General features: G+C 67.1%; 13 protein-coding genes. 6 read left to right on the top strand and 7 right to left on the bottom strand.

Translation table 11 applies throughout. The features are described from left to right. Positions 1-7 precede the first annotated feature (7 nt). The 3 genes from ACODSM_RS10965 to ACODSM_RS10955 all read right to left on the bottom strand — a co-directional run bounded on the left by ACODSM_RS10965 (position 8) and on the right by ACODSM_RS10955 (position 3,486). Positions 8-1,114: an AI-2E family transporter gene (locus ACODSM_RS10965; protein ID WP_015015373.1), complete on the bottom strand. Its 1,107-nt coding sequence runs from the start codon at positions 1,112-1,114 to the stop codon at positions 8-10. A 33-nt stretch (positions 1,115-1,147) separates the two neighbouring features. Continuing rightward, entirely contained in the window at positions 1,148-2,191 is a 1,044-nt protein-coding gene (gene purM / locus ACODSM_RS10960; protein WP_488805270.1) for a phosphoribosylformylglycinamidine cyclo-ligase, read from the bottom strand. Between the two features lie 77 nt (positions 2,192-2,268). After that, the gene (locus ACODSM_RS10955) at positions 2,269-3,486 is read right to left on the bottom strand and encodes an MFS transporter (protein ID WP_488805269.1); all 1,218 of its coding nucleotides are present in this window, start codon (positions 3,484-3,486) and stop codon (positions 2,269-2,271) included. 268 nt (positions 3,487-3,754) lie between these two features. Here ACODSM_RS10955 and hda point away from each other — a divergent pair, with 268 nt between their 5' ends. The 4 genes from hda to folK all read left to right on the top strand — a co-directional run bounded on the left by hda (position 3,755) and on the right by folK (position 7,469). Continuing rightward, positions 3,755-4,453, top strand: coding sequence for a DnaA regulatory inactivator Hda (gene hda, locus ACODSM_RS10950; protein WP_488805305.1), 699 nt, complete (start codon positions 3,755-3,757; stop codon positions 4,451-4,453). Between the two features lie 179 nt (positions 4,454-4,632). After that, positions 4,633-5,349, top strand: coding sequence for a histidinol-phosphatase (locus ACODSM_RS10945; protein ID WP_488805268.1), 717 nt, complete (start codon positions 4,633-4,635; stop codon positions 5,347-5,349). A gap of 34 nt (positions 5,350-5,383) precedes the next feature. After that, positions 5,384-7,006 (top strand): polynucleotide adenylyltransferase PcnB, encoded by a 1,623-nt coding sequence (gene pcnB / locus ACODSM_RS10940; RefSeq protein WP_488805267.1) that lies wholly within the window; start codon positions 5,384-5,386, stop codon positions 7,004-7,006. Next, positions 6,999-7,469 carry a 2-amino-4-hydroxy-6-hydroxymethyldihydropteridine diphosphokinase gene (folK, locus tag ACODSM_RS10935; protein WP_291446335.1) on the top strand — a complete coding sequence of 157 codons (471 nt, stop codon included), beginning with the start codon at positions 6,999-7,001 and terminating at the stop codon, positions 7,467-7,469. The genes pcnB and folK overlap by 8 nt, the downstream gene beginning before the upstream one ends. 159 nt (positions 7,470-7,628) lie before the next feature. Here folK and ACODSM_RS10930 read toward each other — a convergent pair whose 3' ends face one another. After that, the gene (locus ACODSM_RS10930; RefSeq protein ID WP_488805266.1) at positions 7,629-8,450 is read right to left on the bottom strand and encodes an ankyrin repeat domain-containing protein; all 822 of its coding nucleotides are present in this window, start codon (positions 8,448-8,450) and stop codon (positions 7,629-7,631) included. A gap of 290 nt (positions 8,451-8,740) precedes the next feature. On the opposite strand from ACODSM_RS10930, the gene ACODSM_RS10925 reads away from it, so the two are divergent. Both ACODSM_RS10925 and ACODSM_RS10920 read left to right on the top strand, forming a co-directional pair. Beyond that, the gene (locus ACODSM_RS10925; RefSeq protein WP_488805265.1) at positions 8,741-9,556 is read left to right on the top strand and encodes a hypothetical protein; all 816 of its coding nucleotides are present in this window, start codon (positions 8,741-8,743) and stop codon (positions 9,554-9,556) included. 20 nt (positions 9,557-9,576) lie between these two features. Further along, positions 9,577-10,719, top strand: a complete 1,143-nt coding sequence (locus tag ACODSM_RS10920; RefSeq protein WP_488805264.1) for a hypothetical protein — start codon at positions 9,577-9,579, stop codon at positions 10,717-10,719. 155 nt (positions 10,720-10,874) lie between these two features. Here the strand turns inward: ACODSM_RS10920 and ACODSM_RS10915 are convergent, their stop codons facing one another. From ACODSM_RS10915 to ACODSM_RS10905, 3 genes are all read right to left on the bottom strand, one after another. After that, positions 10,875-11,855 carry a Bug family tripartite tricarboxylate transporter substrate binding protein gene (locus tag ACODSM_RS10915; RefSeq protein WP_291446343.1) on the bottom strand — a complete coding sequence of 327 codons (981 nt, stop codon included), beginning with the start codon at positions 11,853-11,855 and terminating at the stop codon, positions 10,875-10,877. Positions 11,856-11,927: 72 nt separating this feature from the next. Beyond that, positions 11,928-12,611, bottom strand: a complete 684-nt coding sequence (locus ACODSM_RS10910) for a response regulator transcription factor (protein ID WP_488805263.1) — start codon at positions 12,609-12,611, stop codon at positions 11,928-11,930. Between the two features lie 25 nt (positions 12,612-12,636). Beyond that, positions 12,637-14,829, bottom strand: a complete 2,193-nt coding sequence (locus ACODSM_RS10905) for an ATP-binding protein (protein WP_488805262.1) — start codon at positions 14,827-14,829, stop codon at positions 12,637-12,639. Positions 14,830-14,831: the final 2 nt, after the last annotated feature.

The raw sequence follows: 14,831 nt of genomic DNA, 5'->3' as shown, positions 1-14,831 counted from the left end.
GCAGAGGTCACACCAGCCGTGCGGCCACCAGTTCCTTCTTGAGGTAGGCATAGAACAGCGGCGCCGCCACCAGCCCCGCAGGACCAAACACGGCCTCGGCCACGAACATCACACTCAGAAGCTCCCACACACCCATCTGGGTGCGGCGGCCCACCACCTTGGCGTTGATCACGTATTCGGCCTTGTGGATCAGGATCAAAAACCCCAGGCAGGCGGCGGCTGCGAGCGGTGACACCGACAGCCCCACGATGGTGATCACCACGTTGCACACCAGATTGCCCACGATGGGCACCAGCCCGGCCACGAAGGTGAAGGTGATCAGCACCGGCGTGTAGGGCAGTTGCAGCCCCCAGATCGGCAGCACAAACAGCAGAAACAGGGCGGTGAGCAGGGTGTTGAACGCCGCGATCCAGAACTGGGCGGCCACGATCTGGCGGAATGCCTCGCCGAACAGCGTGATGCGCAGCTTGAGCTGCTGCGCCAGCGGGCCGCGCGCCAGCACCGGCGGACGCACCGCAGCTAGCGCGCCAATGAGCAGGCCCACGTAGGCAAACAGCACACCGGCCAGCCAGGCCCGCCCCGCCATGGCCAGCGCCCCGGCCTTGGCGCCCAGGTAGCTGGCAATGATGCGCTGGATGTCGGCCACACCCTCGGGCAGGTGGGCGGCCATGTCGGCGGGGAGCTTCAGGCGCAGCTCCAGCACCGTGCGGGCCATGTAGGTGAGCAGTTCCTGGTACTGCTGCGGTGCGCTGACCAGGTAGCCGCGCGAATGCGTCAGGCCCAGCGCCAGCAGGGCCAGCGGCAGCAGCATCACCAGGCCCGCGGCCGTGACCTGCGCCACGCGCAGGTGGGTGGCGGACGGTGTGGTCTGGCGCTGAATGCGGCCCAGCCCTGCGGCAAACCAGCCCGTGAGCGCGCGGGTGAGCAAAAAGCCCAGGCACACGCACAGCAGCCCGGGCAGCAGGCCGCGCCACATCACCAGCAGCAGCACAGCGGCCACCAGCAGGTAGCTGGCCACCACGATGCCCTGGTTCAGGGCGCGCGGCGGCAGGGTGGTGGGCGTGGGCTCAGTCTGCGCTGAGGGGGCGGGGGCTGGAGCGGGGCGCTGCGCCATGCGCGGTGAGGGGGCAGTGTTCCAGGCTGGGTATCAGGCTACCACCACGGCGGCGCCTTCGCCACGCGCTGCAATCGTGCCGATCGCGTAGACCTGCTCGCCGGCCGCACGCAGCGTGGCGGCCGTGGCTTCGGCGTGGGCCGCGTCCACCACCACCACCATGCCGATGCCGTTGTTGAAGGTGCGATTCATCTCGATGTCGTCGATGCCCGCCGTCTTCTGCAGCCAGGCGAACAGCTCGGTCTGGGGCCAGCTGCCCTTCTTCAGGTGGGCGGCGGTGCCGTCAGGCAGCACGCGGGGAATGTTCTCCAGCAGACCGCCGCCGGTGATGTGGGCCAGGGCCTTGATGGGGTGCGCGGCCAGCGCGGCCAGCACGTTCTTCACATACAGGCGGGTGGGCTCCATGATGGCCTGCTTGAAAGGCTTGCCATCCAGCGTGGCGGGGGCGCTGTCGCCAGCGCGGTCGATGCACTTGCGCACCAGGCTGAAACCGTTGGAATGCACGCCGGCCGAGGCCAGGCCCAGCACCACATCGCCGGGCTTCACATCCTTGCCGGTCAGGATCTTGGACTTTTCGACCGCGCCCACGGCAAAACCGGCCAGGTCGTACTCGCCCGCAGGGTACATGCCGGGCATTTCAGCGGTTTCGCCGCCGATCAGCGCGCAACCGGAGAGTTCGCAGCCCTTGGCAATGCCGCCGACCACGGCAGCGGCCGTGTCCACGTCGAGCTTGCCGCAGGCAAAGTAGTCCAGGAAGAACAGGGGCTCGGCGCCCTGCACCAGCACGTCGTTCACGCTCATGGCCACCAGGTCGATGCCCACGGTGTCGTGCATGTTCCATTCAAACGCCAGCTTGAGCTTGGTGCCCACGCCATCGGTGCCGGAGACCAGCACGGGCTCCTGGTACCGCTTGGGCACTTCAAACAGTGCGCCAAAGCCGCCGATGCCCGCCAGCACGCCTTCGCGCATGGTCTTCTTGGCCAGCGGCTTGATGCGCTCGACCAGGGCGTCGCCCGCGTCGATGTCAACGCCGGCGTCTTTGTAGGAGATGGGGGTGGAGGGGGCAGGAGAGCTCATGGATGGTGTGGTGCTGGTAGGCCCGCCGGGCGGGCTGGAATCCGGGGATTTTAAGGGGCACGCCTCGGCGCCCTCACTCAGCCCTGTGGGGCAGGGGGCTTTGGGGCGCGACCGTGCCGGGCGGATTGCACCAGCACACCCGCCAGCGCGAGCGTGGCAAACAGGATTCCGGCGCCAAACGTGGCGCTGGCACCCAGCCGGTCCCACAGCAGGCCTGCCAGGCCGCTGGCCACCAGCAGCGCCACGCCGCTGACCAGGTTGAACATGCCAAACGCCGTGCCCCGCAGGTCGGCCGGTGCGGTGTCGGCCACCATGGTGGCCAGCAGCCCTTGCGTCATGGCCATGTGCAGGCCCCACAGCGCAATGCCCAGCCAGGCGGCGGCGCCCCGGTCGCTGAAGGCCAGCAGCGCATCGGCCGCGATCAGCACCACCAGCCCCCAGGCCAGCAGCGTGGTGTGGCGAGTGCTGTCTGCCAGTTTGCCCAGCGGATAGGCACCCAGCGCAAACACCACGTTCATCAGCACCAGCACCAGGGGCGTCCAGGCCAGCAGCAGGCCGCCCTGCTGCACGCGCAGCACCAAAAATGCCTCACTGAAGCGGGCCAGCGTGAACACGGCGCCCAGCGCCACCACCCACCAGTAGGCGCCATCCAGGCGGCGCAGGTTCTCGCGGCGGATGGGGTTGGTGCGCATGGCGCTGGCGGCGCGCTCGGGCTCTTGCACGCCCACCAGTAGCAAAGCCACGCACAGGGCCGCCGGAATCACCGCCACCCAGAACACGGCGCGGAAGTCATTGGCCCACAGCAGCATCAGCCCCATGGCCAGCAGTGGGCCCAAAAAGGCGCCCACGGTGTCCAGGGACTGCCGCAGCCCGAACGCTGCGCCCCGCATGCCGGGTGGCGCCAGGTCAGCCACCAGCGCATCGCGCGGCGCGCCGCGGATGCCCTTGCCCACCCGGTCGATGAGGCGCGCGGTGACCACCAGACCCACGGTGGGCGCGATGGCAAACAGCGGCTTGGACAGCGCCCCGAGCCCGTAGCCCAGCACCGCCAGCGGCTTGCGCCGCCCCCACCAGTCGCTCAGAACGCCCGAGAAAACTTTCAGAACCAGCGCTGTGGCCTCGGCCGCCCCCTCGATGAGGCCCACAGCCAGCATGCTGACCCCCAGCGAGGTGACCAGGAACACGGGCAGCAGGCTGTGGATCATCTCGGACGACACGTCCATCAGCAGGCTGACGAAGCCCAGTGCCCAGATGCTCGCGGGCAGACGCTTGGCGGGGGAGGCGGGAGCTGTCATGGTGCAAGGCAGGCGAGGGTGGGGCCGAGCGGCGGCTCAGGGGGCTGGCAGCAGACTAAAATCGCAGCCATTGTCCCCCAGCCCCTGCCAGGGAGCCGGTCGGTGACCACGCGCCGTACGCCACTTTGTCGCCGCGCCTGGCCGGAGTCATCGACGGCCCGGTGCCTTCCCACCCACTTGTGATGCCGCTGCTGACCCTCTTCCTGACCGCCGCTTCCGCACCTTCTGCCACGGTTCAGCCTGCGCTGTGCGGGTGCCGCGCATGACGATGAAGCAACTGGCGCTGGACATCGGCCTGGCCACCGGGCCCACTCTGGAGCGGTTTTTTGCCGGGCCCAACGAGGCCGCGCTGCAGCACCTGCGCCTGGCCGCCGGGGCAGGCAGCAGCGAAACCACGCGCTCCCCGGTGCCCACCTACCTGTGGGGCGAGCCGGGCAGCGGCAAGACCCATTTGCTGCAGGCCGTGCGCCAGGCCCTGCGCGAGCAGGGCTCCAGCGTGGGCTGGCTCGACCCCACGGTGGGCGAGCCGCCCGATTTTGACGAGCGCTGGGCCGCCGTGGTCATGGACGACGTGCATCTGTACAGCACCGCCCAGCAGGCCACGGCCTTCAACTGGTTCGTCAATGCCATCAGCCCTGCCAGCGGTAGCCAGCGCTGGGTGCTGGCGGCGGGCGACCTCCCCCCGGCCGACCTGCCGCTGCGCGACGACCTGCGCAGCCGTCTGGGCTGGGGCCATGTGTTCCAGCTGCAACTGCTGGGCGAGGCCGAGCGCCGCGCCGTGCTGCGCCAGGAGGCCGATGCGCGCGGCGTGTTCCTGGGCGACGAAGTCATGGACTACATGCTCAACCGCTTTTCGCGCGACCTGGGCAGCCTGATGCAGCTGCTGGACCAGCTCGACGCGTTTGCCCTGCGCACCCAGCGCGCCATCACGATTCCGCTGCTCAAGACGATGCTCGAATCGGAATGAAAAATGAGGGACAACCCCCTGAGCGGCTGCGCCGCTTCCCCCTTCTCTCGCTGTGCTGCGCACCGCGGGAAGGGGGACGCCGCCAGCGCGGCGGGGCGGCCCTTGCGCGGCGGCCGCTGGCTTTGGGCAGCGACAGTTTTTGCAACCGCTCGCGCAGCGCAACTTATTGAATGACTGAAATGCAAAGAAGCCGCCTTCGCTTGGCGCTGTTTGACCTGGACCACACGCTGCTGCCGCTCGACTCTGACTACGAGTGGGGCGAGTTCACCATCCGCATCGGCTGGAACGACCCGGTGGAGTTCGCGCGCCGCAACGACGAGTTCTATGCCCACTACCAGGCCGGCACGCTCGACGTGCACGACTACGTGCGCTTTGCCACCGAGGCCGTGCGCCTGCGCGGGCCCGAGGCCGCAGCAGCGGCGCACCAGCAGTTCATGCGCGAGGTCATCACCCCCGCCATCAAGCCCCAGGCGCTCGACCTGATCCGCCAGCACCAGGCGGCGGGTGACGAGGTGCTGATCGTCACCGCCACCAACGAGTTCGTGACCACACCCATCGCCCAGGCCCTGGGCGTGCCGCAGCTGCTGGCCGTGCAGCTGGTGCGTGATGCCAGCGGCTGGTACACCGGCGAGATCGACGGCATCCCGACCATGCGCGAAGGCAAGGTGCGCCGCATGGAACAATGGCTGGCCGAGCGGCAGCTCAGCTGGGCCGACGTGGAGAGCACCTTCTACAGCGACTCCATGAACGACGTGCCCCTGCTGGAGAAGGTGAACCACCCGGTCGCCACCAACCCCGACCCGCGCCTGCGCGCCCTGGCCCAGCAGCGCGGCTGGCGCATACTGGACCTGTTCTCGGCACCCTCCGGCGAGCCCGCCAGCCAGACGGCCTCCTGACCCTGCGCGCGCAGCCCCTGATAACTCCCTACCCATGATCAAGAAGTTCATCGACAAACTGCTGGGCAAATCGACGCCCGGCACCGCGGGCGGCAAGCCCCATTTCGGCAAGCGCGAAGAGGTGCCTGCCAGCGTGCATGGCATCAACCCCGAACTGGTGGACCGCCGCGCGGCCGAGGTGGTGCAGACGCTCAAGGACGCGGGCTTCGAGGCCTACATCGTGGGCGGTGCCGTGCGCGACCTGCTGCTGGGCCTGCGCCCCAAGGACTTTGATGTGGCCACCAACGCCACACCCGAGCAGGTCAAGGGCCTGTTCCGCCGCGCCTTCATCATCGGCAAGCGCTTTCGCATCGTGCACGTGGTGCACGGCCGGGGCCGCGAGCACGAGGTGATCGAGGTCTCCACCTTCCGCGCCTACCTCGACAACAGCGCCGCAGGCCAGGTCAGCGGCAACGAAAAGACCTCCAAGGCGCAACTGGCGGGCATGCAGCACGCCGTGGACGCCAGCGGCCGCGTGCTGCGCGACAACGTCTGGGGCCCGCAGGACGAAGACGCCACGCGCCGCGACTTCACCGTCAACGCCATGTACTACGACCCGGTGAGCCAGATCGTGGTGGATTACCACAAGGGCATCCAGGACGCGAAGAAGAAGACGCTGCGCATGATTGGCGACCCCGCCACGCGCTACCGCGAAGACCCGGTGCGCATCATCCGCGCCGTGCGTTTTGCCGCCAAGCTCAGCCCGCTGGGCTTCACCATCGACGCCAAGTCGGCCGCGCCCCTGGTGCAGTCGCAGGCCCTGCTGGCCGAGGTGCCCCAGAGCCGCATGTTTGACGAAATGCTCAAGCTGCTGCAAACCGGCCACGCCATCGCCACCATCGAGCAGCTCAAGAAGCTGGGCATGGCCAAGGGCATCTACCCGCTGCTGGACGTGGCCGTGGAGCGCGCTGACACCCCGTTTGTCAAAGCGGCCCTGGTGGACACCGACCGCCGCGTGAACGAAGGCAAACCCGTGGCCCCCAGCTTCCTGCTGGCCTGCGTGCTGTGGGAAGACGTGCGCAACGGCTGGCAGGAGCGCCTGAACCAGCGCCAGCACCCGCTGCCCGCGCTGCAAGAGGCCATCGACGAAGTGTTCGACAAGCGCATCGGCGACGTGTCGGGCCGGGGCAAGCTCGCCGCCGACATGCGCGAGATCTGGGTCATGCAGCCGCGCTTTGAAAAGCGCGTGGGCAACACGCCGTTCGGCATGGTCATGCAGCCGCGTTTCCGTGCCGGGTTCGACTTCATGCGCCTGCGCGCCGATGTGGGCGAGGTCGAGGAAGCGCTGGCCGAGTGGTGGCAGGACTTCCAGGCGGCCGACGACGAGCGCCGCGAAGACCTGATGGACCAGGCCAAGGAAGAGCAGCGGGCCCGCCAAAAGGCGCAGCAGCCCGTCGTCAAGCGCGTACCGCGCAGCAACCCCGCGCCGCGCCCGGTATCTGTTACGCCCACCGGTGCCACCGTGGATGCCGCGCCTGCCGACGGCGAAGATATGGAACTGCCGCCCGACGGCAGCGCCCCCAAGAAGCGTCGCCGCCGCCGTCGCAAAGCCGGTGGTGGCACCGGCGGCAGTGGCGGGGAGGGCAGCGGCGCGCCCGGCAGGGCCGCGGATGCCTGACCACACGGCGTACATCGGCCTGGGTGCCAACCTGGGCGATGCGCCCGCGGCCCTGCGCGCGGCCATCCAGGCCCTGGCCGCGCTGCCGGGCACCCAACTGCTGCAGTGCTCGGCGTTGTACCGCAGCGCTCCGGTGGACGCTACCGGCCCCGATTTTTACAACGCGGTGGCAGCCCTGCGCACCAGCCTGCCGCCGCATGAGCTGCTCGTGGCCCTGCAGTCCATCGAAGCCGCCGCGGGGCGTGAGCGCCCTTACCGCAACGCCCCACGCACGCTGGACCTGGACATCCTGCTCTTCGATGGCTTGGCCATCGACACCCCCAAGCTGACCGTGCCACACCCCCGCATGCATGAGCGGGCCTTCGTGCTGCTGCCGCTGGCAGAAATCGCACCCGCCCAGGTGCGCGCCGAGTGGCTGCAGGCCGTGCGCGACCAGCGCATTGAGCGCCTGGAAGCCGTCTGAGGAAATAGCAGGCCCTGCCGCCACCCTGCGTGGAGGGCGGCGCACCTTGGTGTCCGCGACTGTTTTGCTATTAAGGTGATAGCTATAGGCGCTTATTCCATAGGCGATGGGGCGAATTCCTCAGTGGCTGCGCACCCTGGCATTCTCCATCGTTCTTGCTCAGGCGAGTGATGTGAACTCCGGCAGGGCACGCCCTGTCTCCAGCATGGTCACGATGCGATCCACCTGACCGCTCAGGTTCTTTTCCCTTCTGAACTTCTTCATATGGAGCGCCAGATCCAGCAGGGTTTTGTCTGTAGACACAGCCGTGGATGGGTCTGCGCCACGAGCCAGCAGTGCACCCACGGCCAGGTCGCTGCCGGAGGTGACCGCCGTCCGTAACGGTGTGAGGCGCAGCGCGCTGGCATCGGGCGTGTTGACGTCGCGCGACAGGCGGATCAGCTCGGGCACATAGCGGTTGTTGCCCATGCAGATGATGTGCAGTATCCGCAAGGAGTCGTCCCAAGGTGCGTCCACGTCGACCACGCCAGCGTCCAGGATGCGCTGGAACAGGGCGTCGGAGCTTGCATCCAGCTCGCGCTCATGCAGCTCTGTCAGGCGCAGCACCGGCATGTGGTCCTGGGTGGTTGAGTGGATGGCTGCACCCAGGTCCAGCGCGGCCATCACGGCCTCGTGGCACCCGGGCCGCCACAGTGCAGCCATCGTCAGCGGCTCGACCGCTCCGTATCTCTTCTGCGCCATCAGGGCGTTGTGGTACAGCGGCATACCCGCCTCGGCCAGCAGGTGCACCATCTCCAGGTCATTCCCTTCGACGGCCAGGACCATGGGATAGGTGTCTTCCCAGCGTTCGCCTTGCCACAGGGCCTTGGCATCGCCGCCGCTCGCCAGCCACCTGCGCACGGCGGCGTAGTCTCGGGCCTGTACGGCGGCCTGTAGTGCGCGCTGCGAGGTGAGCAGGGCCAGTCGTTCGTTTCTCTTCATGGTGATGGGATGCCTTGCAAGGAGGACAGAGGGCGCGATGAGGCCGAAGTGAAGGGTGGGTGCGAGGCCGGAGGCGATCGAAGGTGCATTGACTGCCTTGCATAGGGTGCCGTGTGAGCGCGTGCCGAGGGTTGACAACTTGTCCACCGCAAGAGGGCTGGACGGCGCGAGAAGGGCTTTACATTCTGAGGGGCCGTCGGCAAGGAGGAGCTTTGGCGCTGCGACCCCCAAGGCATCCCGTGCCGCGTCATCACTGGGGCTGATTTTGGCGCTCTACAGAGCCACTGCGGATGGGGAACGAAGACGAATCACGGAGAGGAATGGTGATGGATTGGACGAGAGAGCAGCTGTGGAATCGCATGGACGCCTTGGATGCATTCGACTGGTGTGAGCCGCAGCAATATGCAGCGCTGCGCGCCCTCTTTTTTGACGGGGTGCTGTGGCAGGGGGACGAGTATCCGCCCACCTGGATGACCTGCCGCGAACTCTTCTTTCACCCCGTGCAAACGCCTGAGCAATGGGCACGCATGGTGAAGCTGCGCTCGACCTATACCGACGAGGACGGGGCTACCCACACGAGTGAATCGATGGCGGCAAGTTACCGAGCCGAGGCCTTGTCACATTTGCTGGGCAGAGATCACCAGTACTGCGGCATGGGTGTGGCCCAGCAGCTGGAGATGCTGGAATGGCTGGGCTGGATGCAGGCAAGTCCATCCTGCGCGGCGTTGGATGCTTGGGTGGGTGACATTCACTTTTGGCTGAATCCTCAGCCGCGCAACAGTTGGGTTTTGGATGAGTGTGACGACAGCCGCCATGCCCACGCACTGCCTTGGCTGTACCACATGCTAGAAAAGGCACCGCTGGTGATGCAGGGCCGCTGGTTGGCCGCTACGGAGACAGGCTGGTGCTACGAGATCTTTCCGCGCACCTTTCTCCAATCGCTGCAGTCGCTGATGCGCAGGGCCGATAAAGGCAAGGTACCCCATCGGCCAGGCCTGAACCCGAAGCATCGTCAGGACTTCCTGCGGCAGCTGCGCGATGACTTGGTGGCTGGCAAAGGCGGGGCTGTGTTGCAGCAGGTCTGGGCGATGACCCGACAGCCCTGATCAGGGGCAGCAGGATTTCAATGAGCGCTACCTCCCACACCATTGCCGCTATCCTCAAAAGGGCAGGCATTGCCTTCCGGCCCCTGCCCCAAGACTGGGACAGCTCCCACCTGGGCCAAATCTTCCATCACATGGTGCCTGATCGGATCTGCGAGTTCGACCCGAAGAGCATCACGGAAGTAGACGACTATGTGGGGGTACTTCAGGAGCTCGCACAGGTCACCCAGGGAGAGTTTGTGCCCGAGAGTCTGCGAGCCGAGGAGCGCGTCGGCGACAAGGTGGTGCTGGAGTTCCTGCATGCCGGGAAGGCCATTCGCTTCCAATTCACGCAGGAAGGCCGCTGGGTGGCCGACAGCTTTTACGAGCAACTGCGCAAGTTCTGCAAAAAGCACCTCAGCGGCAGCTATCTGAGCGTGGGCACGGATTGGGCCACTGAGGTCTACTTGCCGCACAAGGTGATTGCGCAGATCCAAAAAAAGACGCGCACGTTTGATAGCGTCGAAGCGCTGGTGCAATTCGTGGTGGAAGGCGCATCCCAGAGCGACATGTTCACGGCATGGGAGCGTCTGCCCTGGCAGTTGAAGGCGGGCTATACCCGCGACGGAGACAGCCTGATGACGGCGCTGCTCAAGTCTGAGGCGGACACGGACCGATGCCTGAGTGCCTACGAGACGCATGAAACCCCTTTACTGCCCAGTCGCTATGGCGAATCGCCCCTGGAATTGGCGCAGCGCCTGCGGGGGGTGAATCCGCGAGTGCTGATAGGAGAGCCCAGCGCTACCCTGGGCTATGCCGAAATCCGCCAGAAGTGGAGCCAGCGGCTCTGGCACAGCTATCTTCCCGAGTACCTGCGCATCGTCGATGCGCTGGAGGCGGACCTGTCATCCATGCGCTTCTCCGAAGCAGGCAACTTGTATGGCATCGCCATGTGCCACGCGCCGCTGCTGGATTGCGGGTCAGAAGTCGCGCAAGTGCACTACTACGAATACAACGGCGCGTACACCCTGAATTTGCTCACCCAGGGACCTGGAGGTGGCGCCTTGCACCTGCAATTGCCCTGCGACCAGGTCGACACGGTGATCGACCTGCTGCGCCGCTATTGCCGCCGCACCTTGTGGACCACGCCCGGGCAGGACGGTGCGTGGCTTGTTGCGCAAGAATAGCCTGCGGCCCCGGCGCAAAGCCAGTATGCAAAGAACGCGCGGGGATGTCGGGCGGCCGGTGCAGGCGGCCCCACATCCCTGCGCAATTTGCTATTCAATAGATAGCGACGAGCGCTTTCTGGGAAGGCGCTACAGACAGACTGGGCTCAAAATTCTCAATCTACCTTCGCACCCGAGGCCTTCACCACCTGCTGGTATTTGGCACGCTCGGCGGCCATGAAGCTGTCGAATTGCTGCGGCGTGGTGGCCACAGGCTCTGCCAGCAGGGCAGCAAAGCGGGTCTTGGTCTCGGGCGCGTTCAGTGCCGCCACAAAGGCCTTGTTCAGCTTGTCGATGACGGGCTTGGGCGTAGCGGCGGGTGCCACCAGGCCCCACCAGGTATCGATGGAGAAGCCCTTGAACGTGGCAGACAGGGGCGGCACGCCCGGCAGCGAGGCCGAGGCGTCGAGCGAGGTCACGGCCAGGGCCTTCAGCTTGCCCGCGCGGATATTGGGTGCAGCGGCGGCCAGGTTATCGATGTTGAAGTCCACCTCGCCGGCCAGCAGCGCGAGCTGGGCCGGGTTGGCGCCCCGGTAGGGGATGTGCAGGGCATAGATGCCAGCGCGCTGTTTGAACATTTCACCGGCCAGGTGGCCCGCGCTGCCGTTGCCGCCGCTGCCGTAGTTGAGCTTGGCGGGGTTGGCCTTGGCGTAGGCGATCAGGTCGGCCACGGTGTGGATCTTGAGTTGCTCGGCCTTGGCGGCGTTCATGACCAGCACGTTGGGCACACGCACCATCTGCGTGATGCCTGCAAAGTCCTTGCCCGCGTCATACGGCATGCGCGCATACAGCCAGGGGTTGACCGCATGGGTGGCGGTGGCGGCGATGCCGATGGTCAGGCCATCGGGTGCGGCTTTGGCAATGGCGTCGGCGCCAATGTTGCCGCCTGCACCGCCCTTGTTGTCGATGATCACCGTGCCCAGCGAATCGCGCACGCGCTCGGCCAGCGCGCGCGCCGTCACGTCGATGGGACCGCCGGGGGCATACGGCACGATCAGGCGGATGGGCTGGCCCGTGTCCTGCGCTGAAGCGATGGAGGGAGAAAACACCGTTGCGGCGGCAACGGCGCTGGCGAGGAGGATGTTTCTGCGGTTCATGGGTGCCATTGTGCAAAAAAATCGTAAGAAAGCTTATGAAGCCCTGAGGGGGTGATGGTCAGGCGGGGAGGTTTATGCCGTACGAGGCGCGCTGAGGGCCACGCCCAGGTCTTCCACCAGCATGCCCAGTTCGTGCGATGAGCGGATGTCCAGCTTCAGGAAGATGGCGGACCGGTGCGTGTCCACGGTGCGTGGGTCGATGGGGCGCTCCGGGTCACGCTGCGCCAGTGCGCGGGCCACTTCCTTGCTGCTGAGGCCGGTGCCCAGCAGTTGGGCCACCTCTTGCTGGCGTGGGCTCAGGGCGTTCCAGCGCTCGCGCAGTTGCTGCTGCCGTTGCGTCTGTCGTGTCTGCGCTTGCGACAGCGCGGAGGCTTTTTCCACAGCGGCCAGCAAGGTGGCTTCGTTGCAGGGCTTTTCGAGCCAGTCCACCGCCCCTTGCTTGACGGCTGCGACGGCGGAGGAGAGCTCGCCATGGGCCGACAGGAACACGGTCTTGAGCGCGCTGTGGCGCAGGCCGAGTTCGTGGAACACCTGCAGCCCGCTCAGGCCCTCCATGCGCAGGTCCAGCAGCACGCAGCCGGGGTGGTCCAGCGGGGCCTCTGCCAGGAAGGACTCGCCGCCGCCAAAAGTGTGCACCGTGTACCCGCGCGCCAACAGCAGGGCCGCCAGCGATTGGCGCACGCCTTCGTCGTCGTCCACGATGTAGACCACGGTGTCATCGGGCGGCTCGGCGGTGGGTAGGGTGTCGTAGGTCATGGTGCGACGGCATTCTCAGGGGTTCTCAGGGATTCTCAGAGACGTTGACGAGCGGCAGGCGGATTTCGAAAACAGCGCCGCCGCCCTCGCGGTTGCGGGCGTGCAGCTGGCCGCCCATGCTTTCGATGATGGAGCGGCAGATGTTGAGGCCCAGGCCCAGCCCGTCGGAACGGGTGGTGAAAAAAGGCTCGAACAGGCGCTCTGCGATGCCGGGCGGCAGGCCCGGGCCCCGGTCGAGCACCTGCACCAGCGCATGGCCCGGGTCTGCGGCCAAACGCAGCCGCAGTTCGTGCCCTTCGGGCGGGGGCTGGTGCGTCTGCATGGCCTGCAAGGCGTTCAGTCCGAGGTTGATCACCACCTGCTCCAGCAGCACGCGGTCGGCGTGCACCTGCAAAGGGGCTGCGGCCTGCTCGACGCGCACCGCAATCCCCTGGCGGCGGGCCTCGGCGCGTAAGAGCAGCTCCAGCGACTGCTCCACGATGGCCGACAGGTCGCAGGGCTCGCGGCTTTCAGGGTGCTGGCGCACCCAGCGGCGGATGCGGCCCACGATGTCGGCGGCCCGGAGCGCCTGGGCCGACAGGGCTTCGAGGCTGTCGTTCAGTGGCCCGGTTTTGCCCTGTGCGGCCAGCGCACGTGCAGCCGCCGCGTAGTTGACCAGGGCTGCGAGCGGCTGGTTCAGCTCGTGTGCCAGGGTGGAGGCCATCTCGCCCACCGTGATCACGCGTTGCACCCGCTGCAGCTGGGTCTCGCGTTGCTGCTGCTGTTCCTCGGCCCGCTTTTGCGCGGTGATGTTGACCACCGAGCTCATCCAGCCGATGTGGTGGCCGCTCCCATCGATGAGACGTGTGGTGTAGAACATGGTGTACACGTCCGACCCATCGCGGTGCCGCAGGCGGTTCTCCCGCCCCTGGGGAAACGCATTGCCGGCCAGCACGGTGTCGCTGTCGTTCCAGTGCCGGTCGAGGTCGTCGGGGTGCCAGTAGGGGTAGGGCGGCAACTGGCCAATGAGTTCGTCGGCCCGGTAGCCCACCATGTCGCACATGGCGGCGTTGACGTAGACGATGCGGCCTTCGAGGTCGCGCGCGCGCATGCCCACCAGCAGTGAGTCTTCCATGGACTGGCGGAACGCCTGGGCTTGCTGTAGCGCGTGGGTGCGTTCCTGCACGCGCTGCTCCAGTTCGATGCGGGCCAGGCGTGTCTCTGCCAGCCGCCGCTCGCGCAGTTGCCAGTAGAGCGCGCCCAGCACCAGCAGGCCCGAGGCCAGCGTGGCCAGCGCCCAGGCCTGCTGCCGTGCCAAGGCCACCACGCGGCTGTCGGCGGTGACGGTGAGGGTCCAGCCCAGATCGGGCAGCTTTTCCTCAAAGGCCAGATACCGCTTGCCGCCCGGGCCGTCCAGGCGCAGTTCGGCGCCGGGCGAGTCGTCCTGGGGGCGCAGGGTCCAAGGCACGGCGCGCGGGGCCCAGCCCGTGCCGTACTGTTCGTTGTGCTGCAACTGCTGTACCAGCGGTGCGGGCAAAGGGCGGCTAGTGCGGTAGAGCCAGCCGGGCACGGAGCCCAGAAACACGATGCCCTGCTCGTCCGTCACAAACACCGGGTCACGCAGCTGGGCCCAGGCGTCTGAGATGGGCTCCATGCGCACCTTGACCGCTACCACGCCGATCACCCGGTCCGCTTCGACCACCGGGGCGGAGACAAACAGGCCGGGCTCGCCCGTGGTTTTGCCCACGCCATAAAAGCGGCCCGTCTGGCCTGCCAGCGCATCGCGAAAGTACGGACGGTTGCCGTAGTTCTGGTGCACAAAGCTGTTGGGGGTATCCCAGTTGCTGGATGCGAGCGTGAGGCCCTGCGGGTCCATCACGTACAGCATGTCGGAGCCCGCGTGCTGGTTCACCGCCTGCAGGTAGGCGTTGGCAGCGTCCCGCACGGCCTGTGATGCGGGCCGCTGCAGTAGCTGCCGCACCAGCGGGTGCTGCGCGGCCGTGAAGGGCAGGTAGTTGTACCGCGTGGCCACGCCGCGCAGCGCCAGGGCTTGTACCTCGCCCAGGCGGCGAAGGTTGTCCCACTGGGCATCGCGTTCGCTTTGCTCCGCCCATTCGCCTGCGCCCCACACCAGCAGCGCCGCCACGCACAGCAGCGTGGCAATAAAGCCCGCGCGCCGTGCCTGGGGCCAGCGCTGCGGCGTGCCCTGCGGGGTGGGCGGGGCGGGCGCTGGGCGCACGG

The organism is Acidovorax sp. FG42, assembly GCF_057809195.1.
The sequence above is the reverse complement of the archived record's forward strand: the minus strand, read 5'-3'. Positions and strand labels throughout refer to the sequence as shown.

Bases quoted from the DNA above. Each gene is read 5' to 3' on its own strand.
- ACODSM_RS10965 (WP_015015373.1), bottom strand. From the start codon at position 1,114: ATGGCGCAGCGCCCCGCTCCAGCCCCCGCCCCCTCAGCGCAGACTGAG.
- purM (WP_488805270.1), bottom strand. From the start codon at position 2,191: ATGAGCTCTCCTGCCCCCTCCACCCCCATCTCCTACAAAGACGCCGGC.
- ACODSM_RS10955 (WP_488805269.1), bottom strand. From the start codon at position 3,486: ATGACAGCTCCCGCCTCCCCCGCCAAGCGTCTGCCCGCGAGCATCTGG.
- hda (WP_488805305.1), top strand. From the start codon at position 3,755: ATGAAGCAACTGGCGCTGGACATCGGCCTGGCCACCGGGCCCACTCTG.
- ACODSM_RS10945 (WP_488805268.1), top strand. From the start codon at position 4,633: ATGCAAAGAAGCCGCCTTCGCTTGGCGCTGTTTGACCTGGACCACACG.
- pcnB (WP_488805267.1), top strand. From the start codon at position 5,384: ATGATCAAGAAGTTCATCGACAAACTGCTGGGCAAATCGACGCCCGGC.
- folK (WP_291446335.1), top strand. From the start codon at position 6,999: ATGCCTGACCACACGGCGTACATCGGCCTGGGTGCCAACCTGGGCGAT.
- ACODSM_RS10930 (WP_488805266.1), bottom strand. From the start codon at position 8,450: ATGAAGAGAAACGAACGACTGGCCCTGCTCACCTCGCAGCGCGCACTA.
- ACODSM_RS10925 (WP_488805265.1), top strand. From the start codon at position 8,741: ATGGGGAACGAAGACGAATCACGGAGAGGAATGGTGATGGATTGGACG.
- ACODSM_RS10920 (WP_488805264.1), top strand. From the start codon at position 9,577: ATGAGCGCTACCTCCCACACCATTGCCGCTATCCTCAAAAGGGCAGGC.
- ACODSM_RS10915 (WP_291446343.1), bottom strand. From the start codon at position 11,855: ATGAACCGCAGAAACATCCTCCTCGCCAGCGCCGTTGCCGCCGCAACG.
- ACODSM_RS10910 (WP_488805263.1), bottom strand. From the start codon at position 12,611: ATGACCTACGACACCCTACCCACCGCCGAGCCGCCCGATGACACCGTG.